The 16,462-nt window shown below is 70.3% G+C and carries 13 protein-coding genes; 7 read left to right on the top strand and 6 right to left on the bottom strand.

The window, feature by feature from the left end; all coding sequences use genetic code 11:
- Genes QSV35_RS11775 through QSV35_RS11765 form a run of 3 tightly spaced genes read right to left on the bottom strand, consistent with a single transcriptional unit; the run spans nucleotide 1 to nucleotide 2,492 of the window.
- Nucleotides 1-1,089 (bottom strand): GNAT family N-acetyltransferase, encoded by a 1,089-nt coding sequence (locus QSV35_RS11775; RefSeq protein ID WP_286288943.1) that lies wholly within the window; start codon nucleotides 1,087-1,089, stop codon nucleotides 1-3.
- Nucleotides 1,086-2,171: a GNAT family N-acetyltransferase gene (locus QSV35_RS11770; RefSeq protein WP_286288942.1), complete on the bottom strand. Its 1,086-nt coding sequence runs from the start codon at nucleotides 2,169-2,171 to the stop codon at nucleotides 1,086-1,088. The genes QSV35_RS11775 and QSV35_RS11770 overlap by 4 nt, the downstream gene beginning before the upstream one ends.
- Before the next feature lie 54 nt (nucleotides 2,172-2,225).
- Complete coding sequence (locus tag QSV35_RS11765) at nucleotides 2,226-2,492, bottom strand: hypothetical protein (protein WP_286288941.1); 267 nt, start codon at nucleotides 2,490-2,492, stop codon at nucleotides 2,226-2,228.
- 451 nt (nucleotides 2,493-2,943) lie between these two features.
- Between QSV35_RS11765 and QSV35_RS11760 the strand changes: the two genes are divergently transcribed.
- From QSV35_RS11760 to QSV35_RS11745, 4 genes are all read left to right on the top strand, one after another.
- Nucleotides 2,944-3,564, top strand: a complete 621-nt coding sequence (locus QSV35_RS11760; RefSeq protein WP_286288940.1) for a hypothetical protein — start codon at nucleotides 2,944-2,946, stop codon at nucleotides 3,562-3,564.
- Nucleotides 3,565-3,674: 110 nt separating this feature from the next.
- A complete protein-coding gene (gene smc / locus QSV35_RS11755) occupies nucleotides 3,675-7,187 on the top strand; it encodes a chromosome segregation protein SMC (RefSeq protein WP_286288939.1) in 3,513 nt (1,170 codons plus the stop codon).
- 42 nt (nucleotides 7,188-7,229) lie between these two features.
- Nucleotides 7,230-8,102 (top strand): signal recognition particle-docking protein FtsY, encoded by an 873-nt coding sequence (gene ftsY, locus QSV35_RS11750; RefSeq protein WP_286288938.1) that lies wholly within the window; start codon nucleotides 7,230-7,232, stop codon nucleotides 8,100-8,102.
- Between the two features lie 62 nt (nucleotides 8,103-8,164).
- Nucleotides 8,165-8,665, top strand: a complete 501-nt coding sequence (locus QSV35_RS11745; RefSeq protein WP_286288937.1) for a DUF2004 domain-containing protein — start codon at nucleotides 8,165-8,167, stop codon at nucleotides 8,663-8,665.
- Between the two features lie 125 nt (nucleotides 8,666-8,790).
- Here QSV35_RS11745 and lipA read toward each other — a convergent pair whose 3' ends face one another.
- The 3 genes from lipA to QSV35_RS11730 form a co-directional block, all read right to left on the bottom strand.
- Nucleotides 8,791-9,789: a lipoyl synthase gene (gene lipA / locus QSV35_RS11740; protein WP_286288936.1), complete on the bottom strand. Its 999-nt coding sequence runs from the start codon at nucleotides 9,787-9,789 to the stop codon at nucleotides 8,791-8,793.
- The gene (gene lipB / locus QSV35_RS11735; RefSeq protein WP_286288935.1) at nucleotides 9,786-10,424 is read right to left on the bottom strand and encodes a lipoyl(octanoyl) transferase LipB; all 639 of its coding nucleotides are present in this window, start codon (nucleotides 10,422-10,424) and stop codon (nucleotides 9,786-9,788) included. The genes lipA and lipB overlap by 4 nt, the downstream gene beginning before the upstream one ends.
- 69 nt (nucleotides 10,425-10,493) lie before the next feature.
- Nucleotides 10,494-11,171 (bottom strand): ArsR/SmtB family transcription factor, encoded by a 678-nt coding sequence (locus QSV35_RS11730; RefSeq protein WP_286288934.1) that lies wholly within the window; start codon nucleotides 11,169-11,171, stop codon nucleotides 10,494-10,496.
- A 78-nt stretch (nucleotides 11,172-11,249) separates the two neighbouring features.
- On the opposite strand from QSV35_RS11730, the gene QSV35_RS11725 reads away from it, so the two are divergent.
- The 3 genes from QSV35_RS11725 to ffh all read left to right on the top strand — a co-directional run bounded on the left by QSV35_RS11725 (nucleotide 11,250) and on the right by ffh (nucleotide 16,407).
- Nucleotides 11,250-12,215, top strand: coding sequence for a TetR family transcriptional regulator (locus QSV35_RS11725; RefSeq protein ID WP_286288933.1), 966 nt, complete (start codon nucleotides 11,250-11,252; stop codon nucleotides 12,213-12,215).
- A 361-nt stretch (nucleotides 12,216-12,576) separates the two neighbouring features.
- On the top strand, nucleotides 12,577-14,628 hold the full coding sequence (locus QSV35_RS11720; protein WP_286288932.1) for an elongation factor G: 2,052 nt from the start codon (nucleotides 12,577-12,579) through the stop codon (nucleotides 14,626-14,628).
- A 216-nt stretch (nucleotides 14,629-14,844) separates the two neighbouring features.
- A complete protein-coding gene (gene ffh, locus QSV35_RS11715) occupies nucleotides 14,845-16,407 on the top strand; it encodes a signal recognition particle protein (protein WP_286288931.1) in 1,563 nt (520 codons plus the stop codon).
- The last annotated feature ends 55 nt before the right edge of the window (nucleotides 16,408-16,462 follow it).

Genomic DNA, 16,462 nt, shown 5'->3' with positions numbered 1-16,462 from the left:
TCAGAGCGCCTTCTCCCAGGCGCCGGCACACGAGACCGGAACGAACCCGATGGCCTCGTTGATGTCGAGCATCGGCCGGTTCTCCTCCGCGTTGAACGTGGAGATCCGCGGCGACTCCGGCGTGACCTCGCGCCAGCGCAGGATGTTGCCCGTCTTCACGATCGTGCCGAGGCGGTGACCGCGGTGCTCCTTCACGACGAGCGTGCCGTACTGCGCCGTCGCCGCCGTCGGGTCGTCGTCGCCGATCACGAGTTCGTTGTAGGCAACGATCCGGCCCGTCGGAACGTGGACGACGGCGGCGACCGAGACACGGAGACGCTGCGCCCGCTGTCGCGCGTCGCGGCGCTCGATGCGCGCGGCATCCCAGTCCTGCTCCTCGATCTCCAGCGATCCGGCCGGCACATCGGTCGCCATGCGCGAGAGCGCGTACGCGTAGCCGTCCCGGTACTCGGGCGGAGTCGGGCTCGTCCACTCGACATACCGGTAGTCGGGGCCGGCGAATGCGACCGCATCGTCGAACGCCCGCTGCACGGGAGCCGGGTCGGCCTGCAGGTCGAAGACGCTGTTGCGCTCCACCTGACCGAGCGCGAACCCGTTGCGCAGCATGCACCGCGTCTGCGGGTCGTCGGCCGGAACGGAACCCCAGCCGCTCGGCGGTCGGATCTCATCGCCGGACGAGACGGGCCGGTGGACGGTGAAGATGTGGATCTTCGTGCGGCCATGCTCCCGCGCCGCATCCTCGACGGCGGCCATCAGGACCTCTTCGGCGCCCGATCCGCGGTACTCGGGCAGGACCTGGAAGTCCGCCTCGGCCGTGACGGTGCCGGGCTGCGTCGCGATCGACAGGACTGCGACGCCCGCGGTCGTGTCACCAGCCCGCACCATGAGCGGAATGTTCAGCCAGTCGGCGTCGGCGCTCCACGCGCCGAACAGCTCGGCGGCCGTGTAGTCGAGGTCGCCGTGCCCGGCGTCGTGGCGCGTGGTGAGGTTGGCGACGCGCACCCATTCGCGGAGGTCCTTCGCCTCCGGTGCATCGAGTGATGCCGGGATGGGCAGACGTGTGATCCCGAACGTCATCGTCGTGGTCATGTCAGTTCCTTCTTCCATTCGCCCTCGTAGGACTCGGGCAGGAATCCGATGGCTTCGTTGATGTCGAGCATCGGACGGTTCTCTTCGGCGTTGTAGGTGATGACGCGAGGCGACGCCGGGGCGATGTCGCGCCAGGCGAGCAGCCCCGCGCACTTGACGAGCATCCCCAGCCGGTGGCCACGGTGGGCCCGCGCCACGAGGGTGTCCTCCTGGGACGTCGCGGCCGAGAGGTCGGTGCCGATGACGAGCTCGTTGAACGCGACGAGGTCTCCGCTCGCGATGTGCTGCGCCGCCGTCACGAGCATCGTGCGGTCTGCATCGACGTAGGTGCGGTCGTGCTCGGCGACGCGCGCCGCATCCCACTCCTCCTCGTCGTACTCCATCTCGGCTGCCGGGGCGTCGGTGATCATCGCCGCCTTCATCGCGCCGTAGCCGGCGACGAACTCGGTCGGCGTCGGCACCGTCCAGGAGACGACGCGATATCCGTCGGCGGCGGCCCGCGCTTCGTCGCAGAGTTCGGCGAGGCGTGCGTAGGTCTTATCGTCGAGCGGAAGCGCGCTGACGCGCACCACCTGCTCGAGCCGGTATCCGCGATTCTGCAGGAATCGCGCGGCCCAGTCGTGCGGGATGCTCCCGAATCCGGTGGGACTCGGGATGCGGGCGCCCTCGGCGTGCGGGTGCTCCGCGGCGGTCTGCAGCACGGTGCGTCCGTGCTCGCGGGCGATCCGCTCGATCATCTCGTACGCTGCGGTGCCGATGCCCCGACCCCACGCTGCGCGGAGCAGCTCGACGCGCCAGAGACCGACGCGCGAGCCCTCCTCGAGGGGGAGATCGAGACCTGCCCGCCCGACGAGCTCCCCGCCCCACATCACGTTCCAGAAGAGACGCTCCACGTACGGGGTGGGCTGCAGGGCGGGCAGGAGCTCGCCGGGTGTCACATCGTTGTCTCCGTGCCCCGAGATCTCGCGGTACACGAGGTTCCGCACGCGGACCATGTCCACGAAGTCGGCGGCAACGGGGGCGTCGACGGACGCGGGTACGGGCATCGGTCGCAGTTCGAGACCGGTCATGGTGTTCTGCATCGGACTCTTCTTCCGGCTGGGGATGCAGCGGCGCGGGTGTGCCGCGCCGCTGCATCAGTCGAGGTGGCTCCCGAGGATCGTCGCGCGCAGAGCGGTGCGTTCGCGGTGCTCGCGCTTGCGTGCGTCCTCGAAGCGGCGGGAGTGGTGCTGCCGATCGCCGACACGGGCGGCCACGTGTGCGCTGTGCACGAGAAGCCAGACCGCGAGGCGGAGCGAGACGCGCTCGCTCAGCGGCAGACGGTTGTCGATGGTCGTGGGATCCACGACGTAGACGGCGGTGTCGCGATCGGTCGATCGGACGGTGGTGAGTGCGGTATGCATGATGAACCTTCGAAAGGGGAGGGCTGTGCCCTCGGAATCCAGGGATGTGCCTGTCCGCCGAAGAAGAGGCGGGGGAGGGTGCGCGGAATACGCGCGGGCCGAACGGATCGGCGTGCAGGAAGCCGTTCGCCGTGAGGCGAAGGACCCGGGCTCAGGATGTCGTCAGATGGACATCGGAGCGGCACCACGGAATGCGGAAGCCACCGGGCACACTCCTCCTGCAAAGCCGGCGAATGCCGGGTGCGCAGTGTCTGGTGTGTTCATGAACATCGGTGACCTCCTTTCGTCTCTGGATGCGGGTCACGACGCTAGCGCAGGTCTCGGGCTCTCGTCAAGGGCATGGACGAATCACGGCGTGTCGCGGATCCTTCGCTTGTGCGACGAGGGGATGCCCGTGCATCCTTGTCGAGCGCACGCTGAGGTGCGCACATCCTTCCGAAGGGAAACATGCATGGAAGAACCCGTCGAAGCCGCCGTTCCGACCGTCGAGCAGCAGCCCGCGGCTTCCGCGGAGATGTCGTCCTCGTCATCCGGACCGACCCCGCCGCCGCCACCCGCGTCGGTCACGGCGACCGCGGCCGCTGCAGCCGACACGCAGCCGGCTTCGAGCGCTGAATCCCTTCCGCCCGAACGGATCGGTCGCGGTCTCCTGTTCGCACTCCCCGTCGTGCCCGTCGGCGTGTTCCTCTGGGTGCTCATCTGGCAGTGGGGATTCATGTCCGCGATCGTGATGTTCGCCGTGTCCGCAGGAGCGGCGTTCCTCTACCGGAAGGGATCCGGCGGCCGGATCGGCTATCCGGGTCTGTGGGTCATCGTCGGGCTGACCGTCGTGACCCTCGTACTTTCGTTCCTCGGCGGCATCGCCGCGGACGTCGCCGAGTACATGGGGCTGTCGATGGCGAACGCGCTCGGGTCGAGCGACTTCTGGACTGTGTACTTCGACAATCTCTTCGCGAATCCGAAGATGTGGGACTCGTACACGAAGGACATCCTGTTCGCGGTCCTGTTCGCGGGTCTCGGCACCCTCGGCACCTTCCGGCGGGTGCTCGCACAGGCGCGCGCCGCCCACTGAGTCCGCGCGCCGCGGAATGACGCGGCGCGGCGGGTACCGTCCGGTACCGTGGGGATCGGCCGGCGCGCACCCGCGCGGCCGCGGTGAGCGTGCGAGGGGAGGGCGCATCCATGCACCTGAAGAGCCTCACGCTCAAGGGCTTCAAGTCCTTCGCCCAGCCGACCACCTTCGCGTTCGAGCCCGGCGTGACGTGCATCGTCGGGCCGAACGGCTCAGGGAAGTCGAACGTCGTCGACGCCCTCGCCTGGGTGATGGGCGAACAGGGCGCGAAGACGCTGCGCGGCGGCAAGATGGAGGACGTCATCTTCGCGGGCACCTCTACGCGCGGTCCGCTCGGACGCGCCGAGGTGACACTGACGATCGACAACGCCGACGGAGCGCTGCCGATCGAGTACTCCGAGGTGACGATCAGCCGCACGCTCTTCCGCAACGGCGCGAGCGAGTACGCCATCAACGGCGAATCGTGTCGTCTCCTGGACGTCCAGGAACTCTTGAGCGACTCCGGTCTTGGCCGCGAGATGCACGTCATCGTCGGCCAGGGGCGGCTGGACTCCGTTCTGCAGGCGTCCCCCGAGGACCGCCGCGGCTTCATCGAGGAGGCCGCCGGGATCCTCAAGCACCGGCGCCGCAAGGAGAAGACGCTGCGCAAGCTCGAGGCGATGGAGGCGAATCTCACGCGCCTGAGCGACCTCGCGGGCGAGCTGCGCCGCCAGCTGAAGCCGCTCGGGCGGCAGGCCGAGATCGCCAGGGAGGCGGCCACGATCGCCGCCGTCGTGCGCGATGCGAAGGCCCGGCTGTTCGCCGACGAGATCGTGGGACTCCGGGCAGAACTCGCCGACCACGCGCGCAGCGAACAGGAGCGCCACGCCGACCGCATGGTGCTGCAGGAAGAGGTGGAGACGGTGCGCGTGCGCATCGAACAGCTCGAGGAGCAGCAGCGCGCCGAGGGCGTCGACGAGGCACGCCGCGTGGCGTTCTCGCTCGAGCAGGTGCAGGAGCGCCTGCGCGGCCTCTACACGCTCGCCGGTCAGCGCCTGGCGCTCCTCGGTGCGGACGACGACTCAGCCGGTCCGCAGACGACCGTGACGCTCGCGGCCATCGACGAGGCGCGCGCGGAGATCGACGACGTCTCGGCGGGGCTCGGAGCGGCACAGGATGCGGCGGCGGCCGCCGCGCGCGAGGTGACGCGCGCGCGGGCCGAGCTCGACGCCCTCGACGCCGACATCGCCGCGCAGAGCGCGCTCGTCTCCGAGCACGACATGCGGATCACGTCGCTGCGCGGGCAGGCGGATGCCGCGGCATCCGCCCTCGCCGCCGTCGAGACCGCGGTCGCCCGCCAGCAGACCGCTCTGGATGCGGCGCTCGCGCGCAGGGCGCTGGCCGAGGAGGCACTGGAAGGGCTCGACCCCGACCTGGTCCCCGAGGGATCGTCCGCCGAGCACGCGGCGACGTACGAGCGCGCGCAGCGGGACGCGACCGACCTCGAGTCGGCCGTCGGCCAGCTGCGCGAACGCCTGCACGCCACGGAGCGCGAGATCGACGCGCTGCGGGCGCAGACGGCGGCGCTCGGCCGCGCTCTCGATGTGCGCAACGGCGCCACGGATCTCATCGCCGGGGGCGGAGACGGCATTCGCGGCATCGTCGGCGACCACGTCCAGGTGCGGCCCGGCTACGAGACCGCGATCGCTGCGGTCCTCGGGCCGCTCGCAGAGGGTGTGCTCGTAGACACCCGCGCCAATGCTCGCAGTGCGGCCGAATCGGTCCGCGGCGCCGACATCGGCGTCGTGGACATCGCGATCGCGGACGCCGCGGCCATGCGCCCGCGGCTGCCGGCACTCGCCGGAGTCGTTCCGGCTCCCGACGTCGTGACCGCGCCCGAGGGCGTCTTGGGTCTCCTCGCCAATGTCGTGATCGTCGACGACCTCGACGCAGCGCTGGCCGCCGGTCCGCGCCTGGCCGAGGCGGAGCTCGGTCCCGTCACGCTCGTGACGAAGGCCGGCGAGGTGATGACGGAGTACTCGATCCGTGCGGGTTCGGGTGCCGGCCGATCGCGCCTCGAACTGACGGCGGAGCGGGATGCCGCGGCCGAGCGTCTGTCGGAGATCGCGGTCGTGGCCGACTCGCTGCGCGAAGCCCTGAACGAGCGCGCCGGGGAGCTCGAGGCCGCGCGACGTCACACGAAACAGACTCTCGAGGCGCTCCGCGCGCATGATGCGGCGCTCGCCGCCCACACCGAGCGCGTCAACCGCGCCTCCGTGACCCACGAGGCGGCGGTCGCGGAGTGCGAACGCCTGGAGGCCGGTCTGCGGCAGGCGCAGGGCGCGGTGGCGGAGGCCGAGGCCGCCGCACGCGTGGCGCACGAGCAGCTGACGACGGCGCTCGAGGCGCCGCGGCCGATCCTCGATGCCTCGGCTCGGGACGGCGTCCTCGATGCGCTGGAGCAGACGCGCGACGCTGAGATGCGGGCGCGCCTGGACGTCGAGACGATGAAGGAGCGGATCCGTGCCGGCGAGGCGCGGGTCGCAGGGCTCGAGCGGCAGCGCGAGCGCGAGCGCGCCGCCGCGGAGGAGGCCGCCCGCCGTGCGGTCATCCGCCGCATGCAGCGCGAGGTGGCGGCATCCGTGGCCGATCGTCTTCCGCCGCTTCTCGATTCGGTCGACCGCTCCGTCACCCAGGCCCGCGTCGAGCTCGCGACCGCCGAGACCGCGCGCACCGCGGTGACCGCCGAGCTCGGCCAGCTGCGCGCCCACGAGCTGTCCGCGCGGGAGAAGCTCAGTGGGCTGACCGAGAGCGTCCACGGCCTCGAGCTCCAGATCCACGAGAAGCGGCTGCATGTCACGAGCATCCTCGAACGGGTCCAGTCGGAGCTGGGGCTCGAGGAAGACATTCTCGTTTCGGAATATGGTCCCGACCAGGAGATCCCCGCCGGCGAAGAGGATGCGGAGCCCATCGCCTTCGACCGTGCGCAGCAGAAACGGCGCCTCCAGGAGGCGGAGCGCAAGCTCGGGCAGCTCGGCCGCGTGAACCCGCTCGCGCTCGAGGAGTTCGCCGCCCTGGAGCAGCGGCACAAGTTCCTCGTCGAGCAGCTGGCCGACCTCACCCAGACGCGCACGGACCTGCTGACGATCATCGAGGAGCTCGACGAGCGGATGGTGGCGATCTTCCTCGCCGCGTTCGACGATACGAAGGCCGCGTTCACGCAGGTCTTCCCGATCCTCTTCCCAGGCGGCACGGGCCACATCGCGCTCACCGACCCGGACAACCCGCTGACGACGGGCATCGAGGTGTCGGTGCGTCCGGTCGGCAAGAAGATCGAGCGGCTGTCGCTGCTGTCCGGCGGTGAACGGTCGCTGGCCGCCGTCGCGCTCCTCACCGCGATCTTCATGGCGCGGCCGAGCCCGTTCTACATCCTCGACGAGGTCGAGGCTGCCCTCGACGACGCGAACCTCGGGCGTCTGCTGGGCGTGTTCGAGGAGCTGCGCGCATCGAGCCAGCTGATCGTCATCACCCACCAGAAGCGCACGATGGAGATCGCCGACGCCCTGTACGGCGTGTCGATGCGCCAGGACGGCGTCTCCGCGGTGGTCGGCCAGCGGGTCGTGCGCGAGCGCGCGTCGGCCTGAGCGCGTGCTCGTAGCCTGAGCGCGTTCTCGTAGGCTGGAGCCATGGCAGAGAGCTCCTGGTCGCTCGGCCGCGCCCTGCGCGGCCTGTTCGTCAAGCCCACGATCGACGACAACACGTGGGACGACCTGGAGACGGCGCTCCTGACGGCGGACTTCGGTCCGGACGTCACCGAGCGCATCGTCGACGAGCTGCGTGAGAAGGTCGACCGCTACCGCACGACCGACCCGAAGGACCTCCAGCGGATGCTGAAGGAGACCCTCGAGGAGCACTTCGCGAAGTTCGACACGACGCTGAAACTGACGGAGCGGCCGGCGGTCGTGCTCGTCGTGGGCGTCAACGGCGTCGGCAAGACGACGACGATCGGCAAGTTCGCGAAGTTCCTGCGGGGATATCAGCGGAGCGTCGTCGTGGGCGCGGCGGACACGTTCCGCGCCGCCGCCGTCGACCAGCTCGCGACGTGGGCGCAGCGATCCGGAGTCGCGATCGTCCGCCCCGAGCGCGAGGGCCAGGACCCGGCATCCGTCGCCTTCCAGACGATCGAGTACGCGATCAAGACCGGCACCGAGATCGTCATCGTCGACACCGCCGGGCGCCTGCACACCAAGGGCGGCCTCATGGACGAGCTGACGAAGATCCGCCGCGTCATCGAGAAGCAGGCGCCGATCAGCGAAGTCCTCCTGGTGCTGGACGCGACGACGGGGCAGAACGGCGTGATGCAGGCGGAGGCGTTCCTCGAGCACGCCGGCGTCACCGGACTCGTGCTGACCAAGCTCGACGGCTCCGCGAAGGGTGGATTCGTGCTCGCCGTGCAGGAGCGCACGGGCATCCCGGTCAAGCTCCTGGGTCAGGGCGAGGGCATCGACGACCTCACCGGATTCACTCCGCACGTGTTCGTCGCATCGCTCGTCGACTGAGGGCGCACGACGCGCCGGGCGCCGGTCTACCGGATCGGCCTCGACCCTGGTTCTATGGGGATATGGCGATCGAGCACGACTTCTTCGGACTCCTCGAGTCGGGGCCCGACGGATCCATCTTCTGGTCCGAGACGGTCGAGCTCGGCGACCAGGCGGTGACCGTCGACCTCACGGCCCCGGACCAGGACGACGTCTCGCAGGCCGCGCTCGACGTCGCGGCAGCGATGGTGTCCTCGCTCGAGGCGCTCGACCTCTCGGCGCGCAACGCGATGGTGTCCGAGCTCGACGACCGCACGAGCGAGGTGACCGAGTACATCCTGCAGCAGCAGGAGCTGCTCGGCGACGACCTCGAGAGTCTGCTGGTGGATGTCTCCGGCGACCTGCACATCGATGTCATCCGCTCGCTGCAGTTCATGAGCATGACGATCCTCGCCGACGAGCACGGCGGCACGGACCCGTTCGCCGTTCTCGAGTACGCGCTCGACCCGGAGGCGACCGACGACGTGCTGCTCGTGAACCTCGACTCCGACGGATCGGTGCTGTCGGTCACAAGCGCCGACTGACGCGTTTCCGCGGGGCGAGGGCCGCCCGTGCTGCCACGTCCCCGTCTCTCCTCGCTGACTTGCGGCGAAGTGCGGGAATGGGCGCCGCCGATGCCGCCAAATCCCGCAAGTCAGCGAGGGATTACTCAGACGGCCTGCGCGAAGGTCACGCCGTCGCCCGCGATGTCGCGTGCGAGATGCGCGAGGTCCTCGGGGATGTCGCGTCCCTTGGCGAGCATCGACTGCGCCCACAGGCGGCCGGCGCGGTACGACGAGCGCACGAGGGGTCCCGCCAGCACTCCGAGGAAGCCGATGCGCTCCGCCTCCTCCTTGAAGCCGACGAACTCATCCGGGCGGACCCATCGCGCGACCGGCAGGTGACGCGGCGACGGCCGCAGGTACTGCGTGATCGTGATGATGTCGGTGCCGGCGTCGTGCAGGTCCTGGAGGGCCTGGACGACCTCCTCCGGCTCCTCGCCCATGCCGAGGATGAGGTTCGACTTCGTGATGAGGCCGGCGTCGCGCGCCTGCGTGAGCACGTCGAGGGAGCGCTCGTACCGGAATGCCGGGCGGATGCGCTTGAAGATGCGGGGGACCGTCTCGACGTTGTGCGCGAACACCTCCGGACGCGCGTCGAACACCTCCTGCAGGAGCTTGGGCTCGCCATTGAAGTCGGTCGCGAGCAGCTCGACGCCCGTGCCCGGGTTCTGCGCGTGGATCTGACGCACGGTCTCTGCGTTCAGCCACGCGCCGCCGTCAGGGAGATCGTCGCGGGCGACGCATGTCACCGTCGCGTAGCGCAGCTGCATCCGCGTCACGCTCTCCGCGACCCGGCGCGGTTCGTCGATGTCGTAGTCGGCGGGCTTGCCGGTGTCGATCTGGCAGAAGTCGCAGCGGCGAGTGCACTGCGAGCCGCCGATGAGGAAGGTCGCCTCGCGGTCCTCCCAGCACTCGTAGATGTTGGGGCAGCCGGCCTCCTGGCAGACCGTGTGCAGACCCTCGTCCTTCACGAGCGCGTGCAGTGCCTGGTACTCGGGGCCGAGCTTCGCCTTCGTCTTGATCCACTCGGGCTTGCGTTCGATGGGCGTCTGGGCGTTGCGGACTTCGAGGCGCAGCATCTTGCGCCCGTCCGGTGCGGCGGTCACGCGACCGCTCCCGCGTATTCCTCCTGGAAGACAGCGGTGACCGTGTCGAGGATGTCGCGCGGCGCGATGTCCGCGCCCACGATCTCGCTGACCGTCGTGACGCCGGCGTCCGTGATGCCGCACGGGATGATGCCGCGGAAGCCCGCGAGCGTGTTGTCGCAGTTCACGGCGAAGCCGTGCATCGTCACGCCCTTCTCGACGCGCACGCCGATGGCGGCGACCTTGTCCTCGGACAGGGGGCGGCGCACCCACACGCCGCTACGCCCCTCCACCTGGTAGCCGTCCACGCCGTGCACGCGCAGGGCCGCGATGAGCAGGCGCTCGATGCGACGCACGTGGGCGACGACGTCGACAGGGTCGCCGAGCCGGACGATCGGGTAGCCGACGAGCTGTCCCGGTCCGTGCCACGTGATCTTCCCGCCCCGGTCGACGTCGACGACGGGCGTGCCGTCCTGCGGCCGCTCCTGCGGCTCGGTGCGCTTGCCGGCGGTGTACACGGGCTCGTGCTCGAGCACGATCATCGTGTCGGGGCGGGTGCCGGCGACGACGTCGGCGTGGATGCGGCGCTGCAGCGCCCATCCGTCCAGATAGGGGACGTAGTCGGGGGCGAGCCCGGCCTCCAGGATCTCGAGCACGATGCTCCTTCGCTCGCGGCGCTCGTGGCGCGTTTGTGGATCGCGTCCAACAATACGCCACGAAGGCCGTCAGGCGGCGAGCGATGCTGCAGGAACACCCCACTCGGCGAGCGCGCGACGACCGTCCGGAGTGACGACGAGTCCGCGGCCGCCCGGAATGCGGCGCACCCAGCCCGCGTCGAGGAAGCGGGTGCCGATGGCGGAGCCGAGCGCGCCCGCGAGGTGCGGGCGCCGCTCCGTCCAGTCGACGCACGGGCGTGCGGTCCGGCGCTTCGACGGGACGAGGAGGATGCCGCGGGCGGCGACGCCGACGCGGCCGGCATCCGTGAGGTCCAGGTCCGGTTCCGTGAGCCAGCCGCGCTCGACCATCGCTGCGGTGAGGGCGACGCCCAGGCGTCCCGCGAGGTGGTCGTAGCAGAACCGCGCCTCGGCGAGCGACTCGGCTTCTCGCGTGCGCCGGAACGAGAGCGGCGGAGAATCCGGGCAGAGGTGGCCGAGCTGCTCGAGGGCCGCAGCGACCCCGCCGTCGGCGAGCCGGTACATCCGGTGGCGACCCGCGGGGGAGCAGTCGACGAGTCCTGCGTCCAGGAGTGCGGCGAGATGCTCGCTCGCCGTCGACGCGCTGATGCCGGCCGCATCCGCCAGCTCGCTGGCCGGCCGCGTCGAACCGTCCATGAGGAGATTCAGGATGTCGGAACGCGCCGGGGCCGCGAGCGCCCGGCCGATGGCGGTGAAGTCCTTCGTCATGCCTGCGACGGTACTCCGCCATGCTTCGGCGTGTCCCGAAGCATGGCCGCGCCGTAACGTGCCCAATAGGGTGGCCTCATGCCGACTGAACCGCGAGCCGGAAGACCCAAGGTGTCGTCGCGAGAGACGCTCGCGGAGGCCGCGTGCGAGCTCTTCCTCGAGCGCGGATACGCGGCCACCTCGGTCGGCGACATCGCTGCGCGTGCGGGGGTCAGCCGCTCGAGCTTCTTCAACTACTTCGCATCGAAGGCCGACATCCTGTGGTCCGGTCTCGATGAGCGCCTCGACACCGCAATATCGCGATTGGAAGCGGGGGATGCCGTCGGCGCAGCACTCTCAGCGGCGCTGGCGGGGTTCGCCCCGGACAGCCTCGCCCTCGCGATCGTCAACGCCGAGCCCATGGGGCTCGAGTCCGAGCTGCCGCGCGAGGCCTCGGTTCGTCGCGCACGGCTTGCGGAAGCCGTCGCGCGCCGTCTCGGGCGCGACGGCGTCGAACGGATGCGCGCCGAGATCGCCGGAGCGGCGTACGCGGCCGCCGTGCTCTCGGCCGTGTGGGCGTGGGCGCACGAGGGCGCGGGGCGGGCGCCGTTGCAGCCGACGATGCAGCGCGCGCTGGCGATGGTGCCGGGCGTCGTTCCCGAGAGTCGGGTGTCGCAGCTGCGCGTGGTCGTGCGCGCCGACGATCTCGATCGCGCAGTCGCGTTCTATCGCGACGCGCTGGGTCTCGTCGAGCAGGAGTCGTACGACGGCGACGAGGGGGCGCGCGTCGTGATCCTCGGCGCGGGGCGTGCGACGCTCGAACTCTCGAACCCGGAACAGGTGCGATTCATCGACCGCGTCGAGACCGACGGTGTGACGAGCCCGCACATCCGCCTCGCCTTCGAGGTCGAGGATTCCGCGCTCGTCACGTCGGAGCTCGAGGCGGCCGGAGCCGAGATCCTCGCCTCCGCGCGCGAGACGCCGTGGCGTTCGGTCAACGCGCGTCTGACAGCCCCCGCGGATCTGCAGCTGACACTCTTCCAAGAGCTCGGGCCCGAGAGCTGAGGATCTTCGGCGGACGCCGGACACGTACGGGGCAGCAACCCTCGCCACGGAGGAATCGTGACTCGTGCGGAGGCTGGTGAGCGTCGCGGATGCGGCTTTTCGGCATCGCCCGGAGCACCTTCCTCACTCAGACGCGCAGGCAGCGCCGGCGCTTCCCCGGGGCATCCTGAAATGGTCCACCCCACCCCGCGCCCCCACCACGACCGACCGCCCCGTCGCAGTCCGCTTCACCGACACCGACGACCGCCACCCTTCTGAACACGTACGCTGTCGCGCGGCGCTGCGCCGCGAGGTCTACTGGTACACCGGCCGGAGACGAGGGACGATGGTGCGACAGGGCACTTCGTCGTGGGAGGTCATCGTGGATTCGGCATCCGCACCCGCCATGCACTGGACGGTCGCCCTCATCGGCGCGACGGGTTCAGGAAAGACGATGCTCGCGGAGGCGCTGCTGCACCGCGCGGGTGCGATCCCGCGATTGGGCTCGATCGAACAGGGCACGACGGTGTGCGATCACGAACCCGAGGAGATCGCGCGCGGCACGACGCTCGCGCTGTCGCTCGCGTGGCTGTCGTGGCGTGTGGGCGATGCAGAGCACGGCATCACACTCGTGGATACGCCTGGCCACCCCGACTTCGTCGGCGCGATGGACGCGGCTCTTGCCGTCGCCGATGTAGCGGTGGTCGTGGTCAGCGCGGTCGACGGAGTGACCGCCGGCACCCGCGCGGCGTGGACCGCAGCCGAGGCCGCTGATGTCCCGTGCATCGTCGTCGTGACGCAGGAGGATCGCGCGCGCGCCTCGTTCCGTGATGTCCTCGGGCGGCTCCGCGAGGAGTTCGGCGACCGCGTCTGGGCCCTGGAGCTGCCGGTGGGCGAGGCGCAGGCGTTCCTCGGCATCGCGGATGTGCTGACGGAGCAGGCGCTCTTCTACGGCGCGGACGGCCGTCACCGCGAGCAGCCGCTGCCAGCCGAGCTCGAGGAGGAGGAGCACCGCCTGCACCGGGAGGTCACCGAGGAGATCGTGTCGCGGGACGATGAGCAGCTCGAGGCGTACCTCGAAGGCAGCGAGCCGCCGGCGGGCGAACTAGAGCACACGCTCGCCGGTGCGGTCGCAGCACGTGAGGCGGTTCCGGTCATGGTGTGCTCGGCCGCAACTGGTGCCGGGGTGGACCACGTCCTCGATCTCGTGTGCGGACTTGCGCCATCTGCGACGGGCCACGATGGCCGCATCGTGCTGGGCGCGGATGCGGACGGAGGGGGAGGCGTCGAACACGGCGTGGCCCCCGATGTCGCGGGCGAGACGCTGGTTCATGTGTTCCACACTGTCGCCGACCCCTTCGTGGGTCAGATGGCGATGCTGAAGGTCCTCTCCGGAGTCGTGCGCCCAGGCGATCGGCTGCGCAACGCGACCACGGGCGTGGAGGATCGGATACCGGGTCTGTTCCGCCTGCGGGGCGCAGAGCATCTGCCGGTCGACGCGTTGCGCGCCGGGGAGGTCGGAGCCGTCGCCAAGCTCACTGGCGCACTGTCGGGCTCGCTGCTGTGGAGCCGGACGCAGACCGGCGCCCGCCCCGTGCGCCTGCCGGCGCGGCCGCCTGTCTTCGCAATGAGCCTGCAGCCGGTGTCGCAGTCGGACGACACCAAGCTCACGACAGCGCTCGGCCGTCTCGTCGCCGAGGATCCGACGCTGGTGGTCGAACGCTCCGGGGCAGACACCATCCTGCGCGGCCTCGGGGACACGCACGTCGCCGTGGCCGTCGAGCGGTTGGCCCGGGTGCTCGGCGTGCACGTCACGACGGCCGCGGCGCCGGTCGCATACCGCGAGACGATCGCGCGCGATGCGTCGGCCGAGGGCAAACTCAAGAAGCAGTCCGGGGGACACGGGCAGTTCGCCGTCGTCATGGTGCGGGTGTCGCCGCTTCCTCCTGGCGAGGGTTTCGAGTTCGTGAACTCCGTCGTCGGCGGCTCCGTGCCGCGCTCCTACATCCCGGCCGTCGAGAAGGGCGTGCGCGATGCGCTAGCAGCGGGCGGCTCGCTCGGGCACCCCGTCGTTGACGTGCGCGTCGAGCTGTTCGACGGCAAGTCGCACTCCGTGGACTCCTCGGATATGGCCTTCCGCACGGCGGCGGCAATGGGAGTCAAGGCGGCGCTCGCCGAGGCGGGCGGGATCCTGCTCGAACCCGTGTCCACCGTCGTTGTGACCGTGCCGACCTCCTTGCAAGGGCAGGTGCTGACGGATCTTTCCGGGCGGCGCGGCCGCGTCGCCGGGACGGAGACGGACTCCGACGGGCGCACCCGGGTCGTCGCGACAGTGCCGGACGCGGAGCTGACGCGCTATGTGCTCGACCTCCGTGCACTCACCGGCGGGCACGCCGAGCTGACGCTCACCCCCGAGGGCTACGAACAGGCGTGAGAAGAAGCCGACAAGGCCGTCAGTACTCCAGACGGCGTTGTGCGGGCCACCGTCGTTGTGGGCGATCACCATTCCCGGCTCCCAGACCCGCCTTCGCGCCACAGCGCATCGGGCGGCGGACGAAGTGGCGGACGGCACGATGGTACCCAGGCACGCACACGGGCGACCCGATCCGCGAAGTCGGGGCACAGCGGGCTCCCGTAGAATCGGGGGATCATGGCTACTTTCGGCACCCTCTCCGATCGGCTCACCGAGACCTTCCGCAACCTCCGCACCAAGGGCAAGCTCACGCCCGCGGACGTCGACGGGACGGTCCGGGAGATCCGCCGCGCGCTGCTCGACGCCGACGTCGCGCTGCCGGTCGTCAAGGAGTTCACCGCGAAGGTGCGCGAGCGCGCCCTCGGCGACGAGGTGAACCGTGCGCTGAACCCGGCGCAGCAGGTCGTCCAGATCGTCAACGAGGAGCTCATCGCGATCCTCGGCGGCGAGCAGCGCCGCCTGCAGTTCGCCAAGAACCCTCCGACCGTCATCATGCTCGCCGGCCTCCAGGGCTCCGGCAAGACGACCTTCGCGGGCAAGCTCGCGAAGCAGCTCGAGAAGGACGGCCACACGCCGCTCCTCGTCGCCGCCGACCTCCAGCGCCCGAACGCCGTGAACCAGCTCCAGGTCGTCGCGCAGCAGGCGGGCGCCGCGATCTACGCGCCGGAGCCGGGCAACGGCGTCGGCGACCCGGTCGCCGTCTCGAAGGCCGGTGTCGAGCAGGCCCGCCGCCAGCAGCATGACATCGTCATCATCGACACCGCCGGCCGCCTCGGCGTCGACGCCGAGATGATGAAGCAGGCCGCCGACATCCGTCGGGCCGTCGACCCGGACGAGGTCCTGTTCGTCATCGACGCGATGATCGGTCAGGATGCCGTCAACACGGCGAAGGCCTTCCAGGAGGGCGTCGACTTCACAGGCGTCGTCCTCTCGAAGCTCGACGGCGACGCGCGCGGCGGTGCGGCGCTGTCGGTCGCCTCGGTGACCGGCCGTCCGATCATCTACGCGTCGATGGGCGAAGGCCTCGACGACCTCGAGCCGTTCTACCCCGACCGCATGGCCAGCCGCATCCTGGACCTCGGCGACATCCTCACCCTCATCGAGCAGGCGCAGGCCGCGTTCGACGAGGAGGAGGCGCGCAAGGTCGCCGAGAAGATCGCGAACGACCAGTTCACCCTCGAAGACTTCCTCGACCAGCTTCAGCAGATGAAGAAGATGGGCTCGATGAAGAAGATGCTCGGGATGCTGCCCGGCATGGGCCAGATGAAGCAGCAGCTCGACAACTTCGACGAGAGCGAGATGGACCGCACCGAGGCGATCATCCGCTCGATGACGCCGGGTGAGCGCCGCAACCCGAAGATCCTCAACGGCTCGCGGCGCCTGCGCATCGCGCGCGGATCCGGGATGACGGTCACCGACATCAACCAGCTGATCCAGCGGTTCGACCAGGCGTCGAAGATGATGAAGACGGTCGCGCGCGGCGGTGTGCCGAACATCCCCGGAATGGGCCCCATGGGCAAGCCGGGCTCGTCGACGAAGCGCGGCAAGCAGCAGCAGAAGGGTCGCTCCGGCTCGCGTTCGGGCAACCCGGCGAAGCGCGCCCAGGAGAACGCGGGCATCGCAGCGGCCGCTCCCGCCGCCCCCACGGGCTCGGGCTTCGGTCTCGGCGGAGGCGCCCCGAAGGGGGCGCCGACGGAAGCCGACATGGCCGAGATCCAGAAGCTCTTCGGCAACCGCTGACACGACTCGCCGCTGCCGGGGGGATGCGCCCTCTGCCGCTAGCCTGAGACATCTG

Source organism: Microbacterium candidum, assembly GCF_030315975.1.
GTDB classification, from domain to species: domain Bacteria; phylum Actinomycetota; class Actinomycetes; order Actinomycetales; family Microbacteriaceae; genus Microbacterium; species Microbacterium candidum.
This window is presented reverse-complemented; position numbering and strand designations above follow the sequence as displayed.

Coding starts and splice junctions, on each gene's coding strand:
- QSV35_RS11775 (WP_286288943.1), bottom strand. CDS start 1,089: ATGACCACGACGATGACGTTCGGGATCACACGTCTGCCCATCCCGGCA.
- QSV35_RS11770 (WP_286288942.1), bottom strand. CDS start 2,171: ATGCAGAACACCATGACCGGTCTCGAACTGCGACCGATGCCCGTACCC.
- QSV35_RS11765 (WP_286288941.1), bottom strand. CDS start 2,492: ATGCATACCGCACTCACCACCGTCCGATCGACCGATCGCGACACCGCC.
- QSV35_RS11760 (WP_286288940.1), top strand. CDS start 2,944: ATGGAAGAACCCGTCGAAGCCGCCGTTCCGACCGTCGAGCAGCAGCCC.
- smc (WP_286288939.1), top strand. CDS start 3,675: ATGCACCTGAAGAGCCTCACGCTCAAGGGCTTCAAGTCCTTCGCCCAG.
- ftsY (WP_286288938.1), top strand. CDS start 7,230: ATGGCAGAGAGCTCCTGGTCGCTCGGCCGCGCCCTGCGCGGCCTGTTC.
- QSV35_RS11745 (WP_286288937.1), top strand. CDS start 8,165: ATGGCGATCGAGCACGACTTCTTCGGACTCCTCGAGTCGGGGCCCGAC.
- QSV35_RS11730 (WP_286288934.1), bottom strand. CDS start 11,171: ATGACGAAGGACTTCACCGCCATCGGCCGGGCGCTCGCGGCCCCGGCG.
- QSV35_RS11725 (WP_286288933.1), top strand. CDS start 11,250: ATGCCGACTGAACCGCGAGCCGGAAGACCCAAGGTGTCGTCGCGAGAG.
- ffh (WP_286288931.1), top strand. CDS start 14,845: ATGGCTACTTTCGGCACCCTCTCCGATCGGCTCACCGAGACCTTCCGC.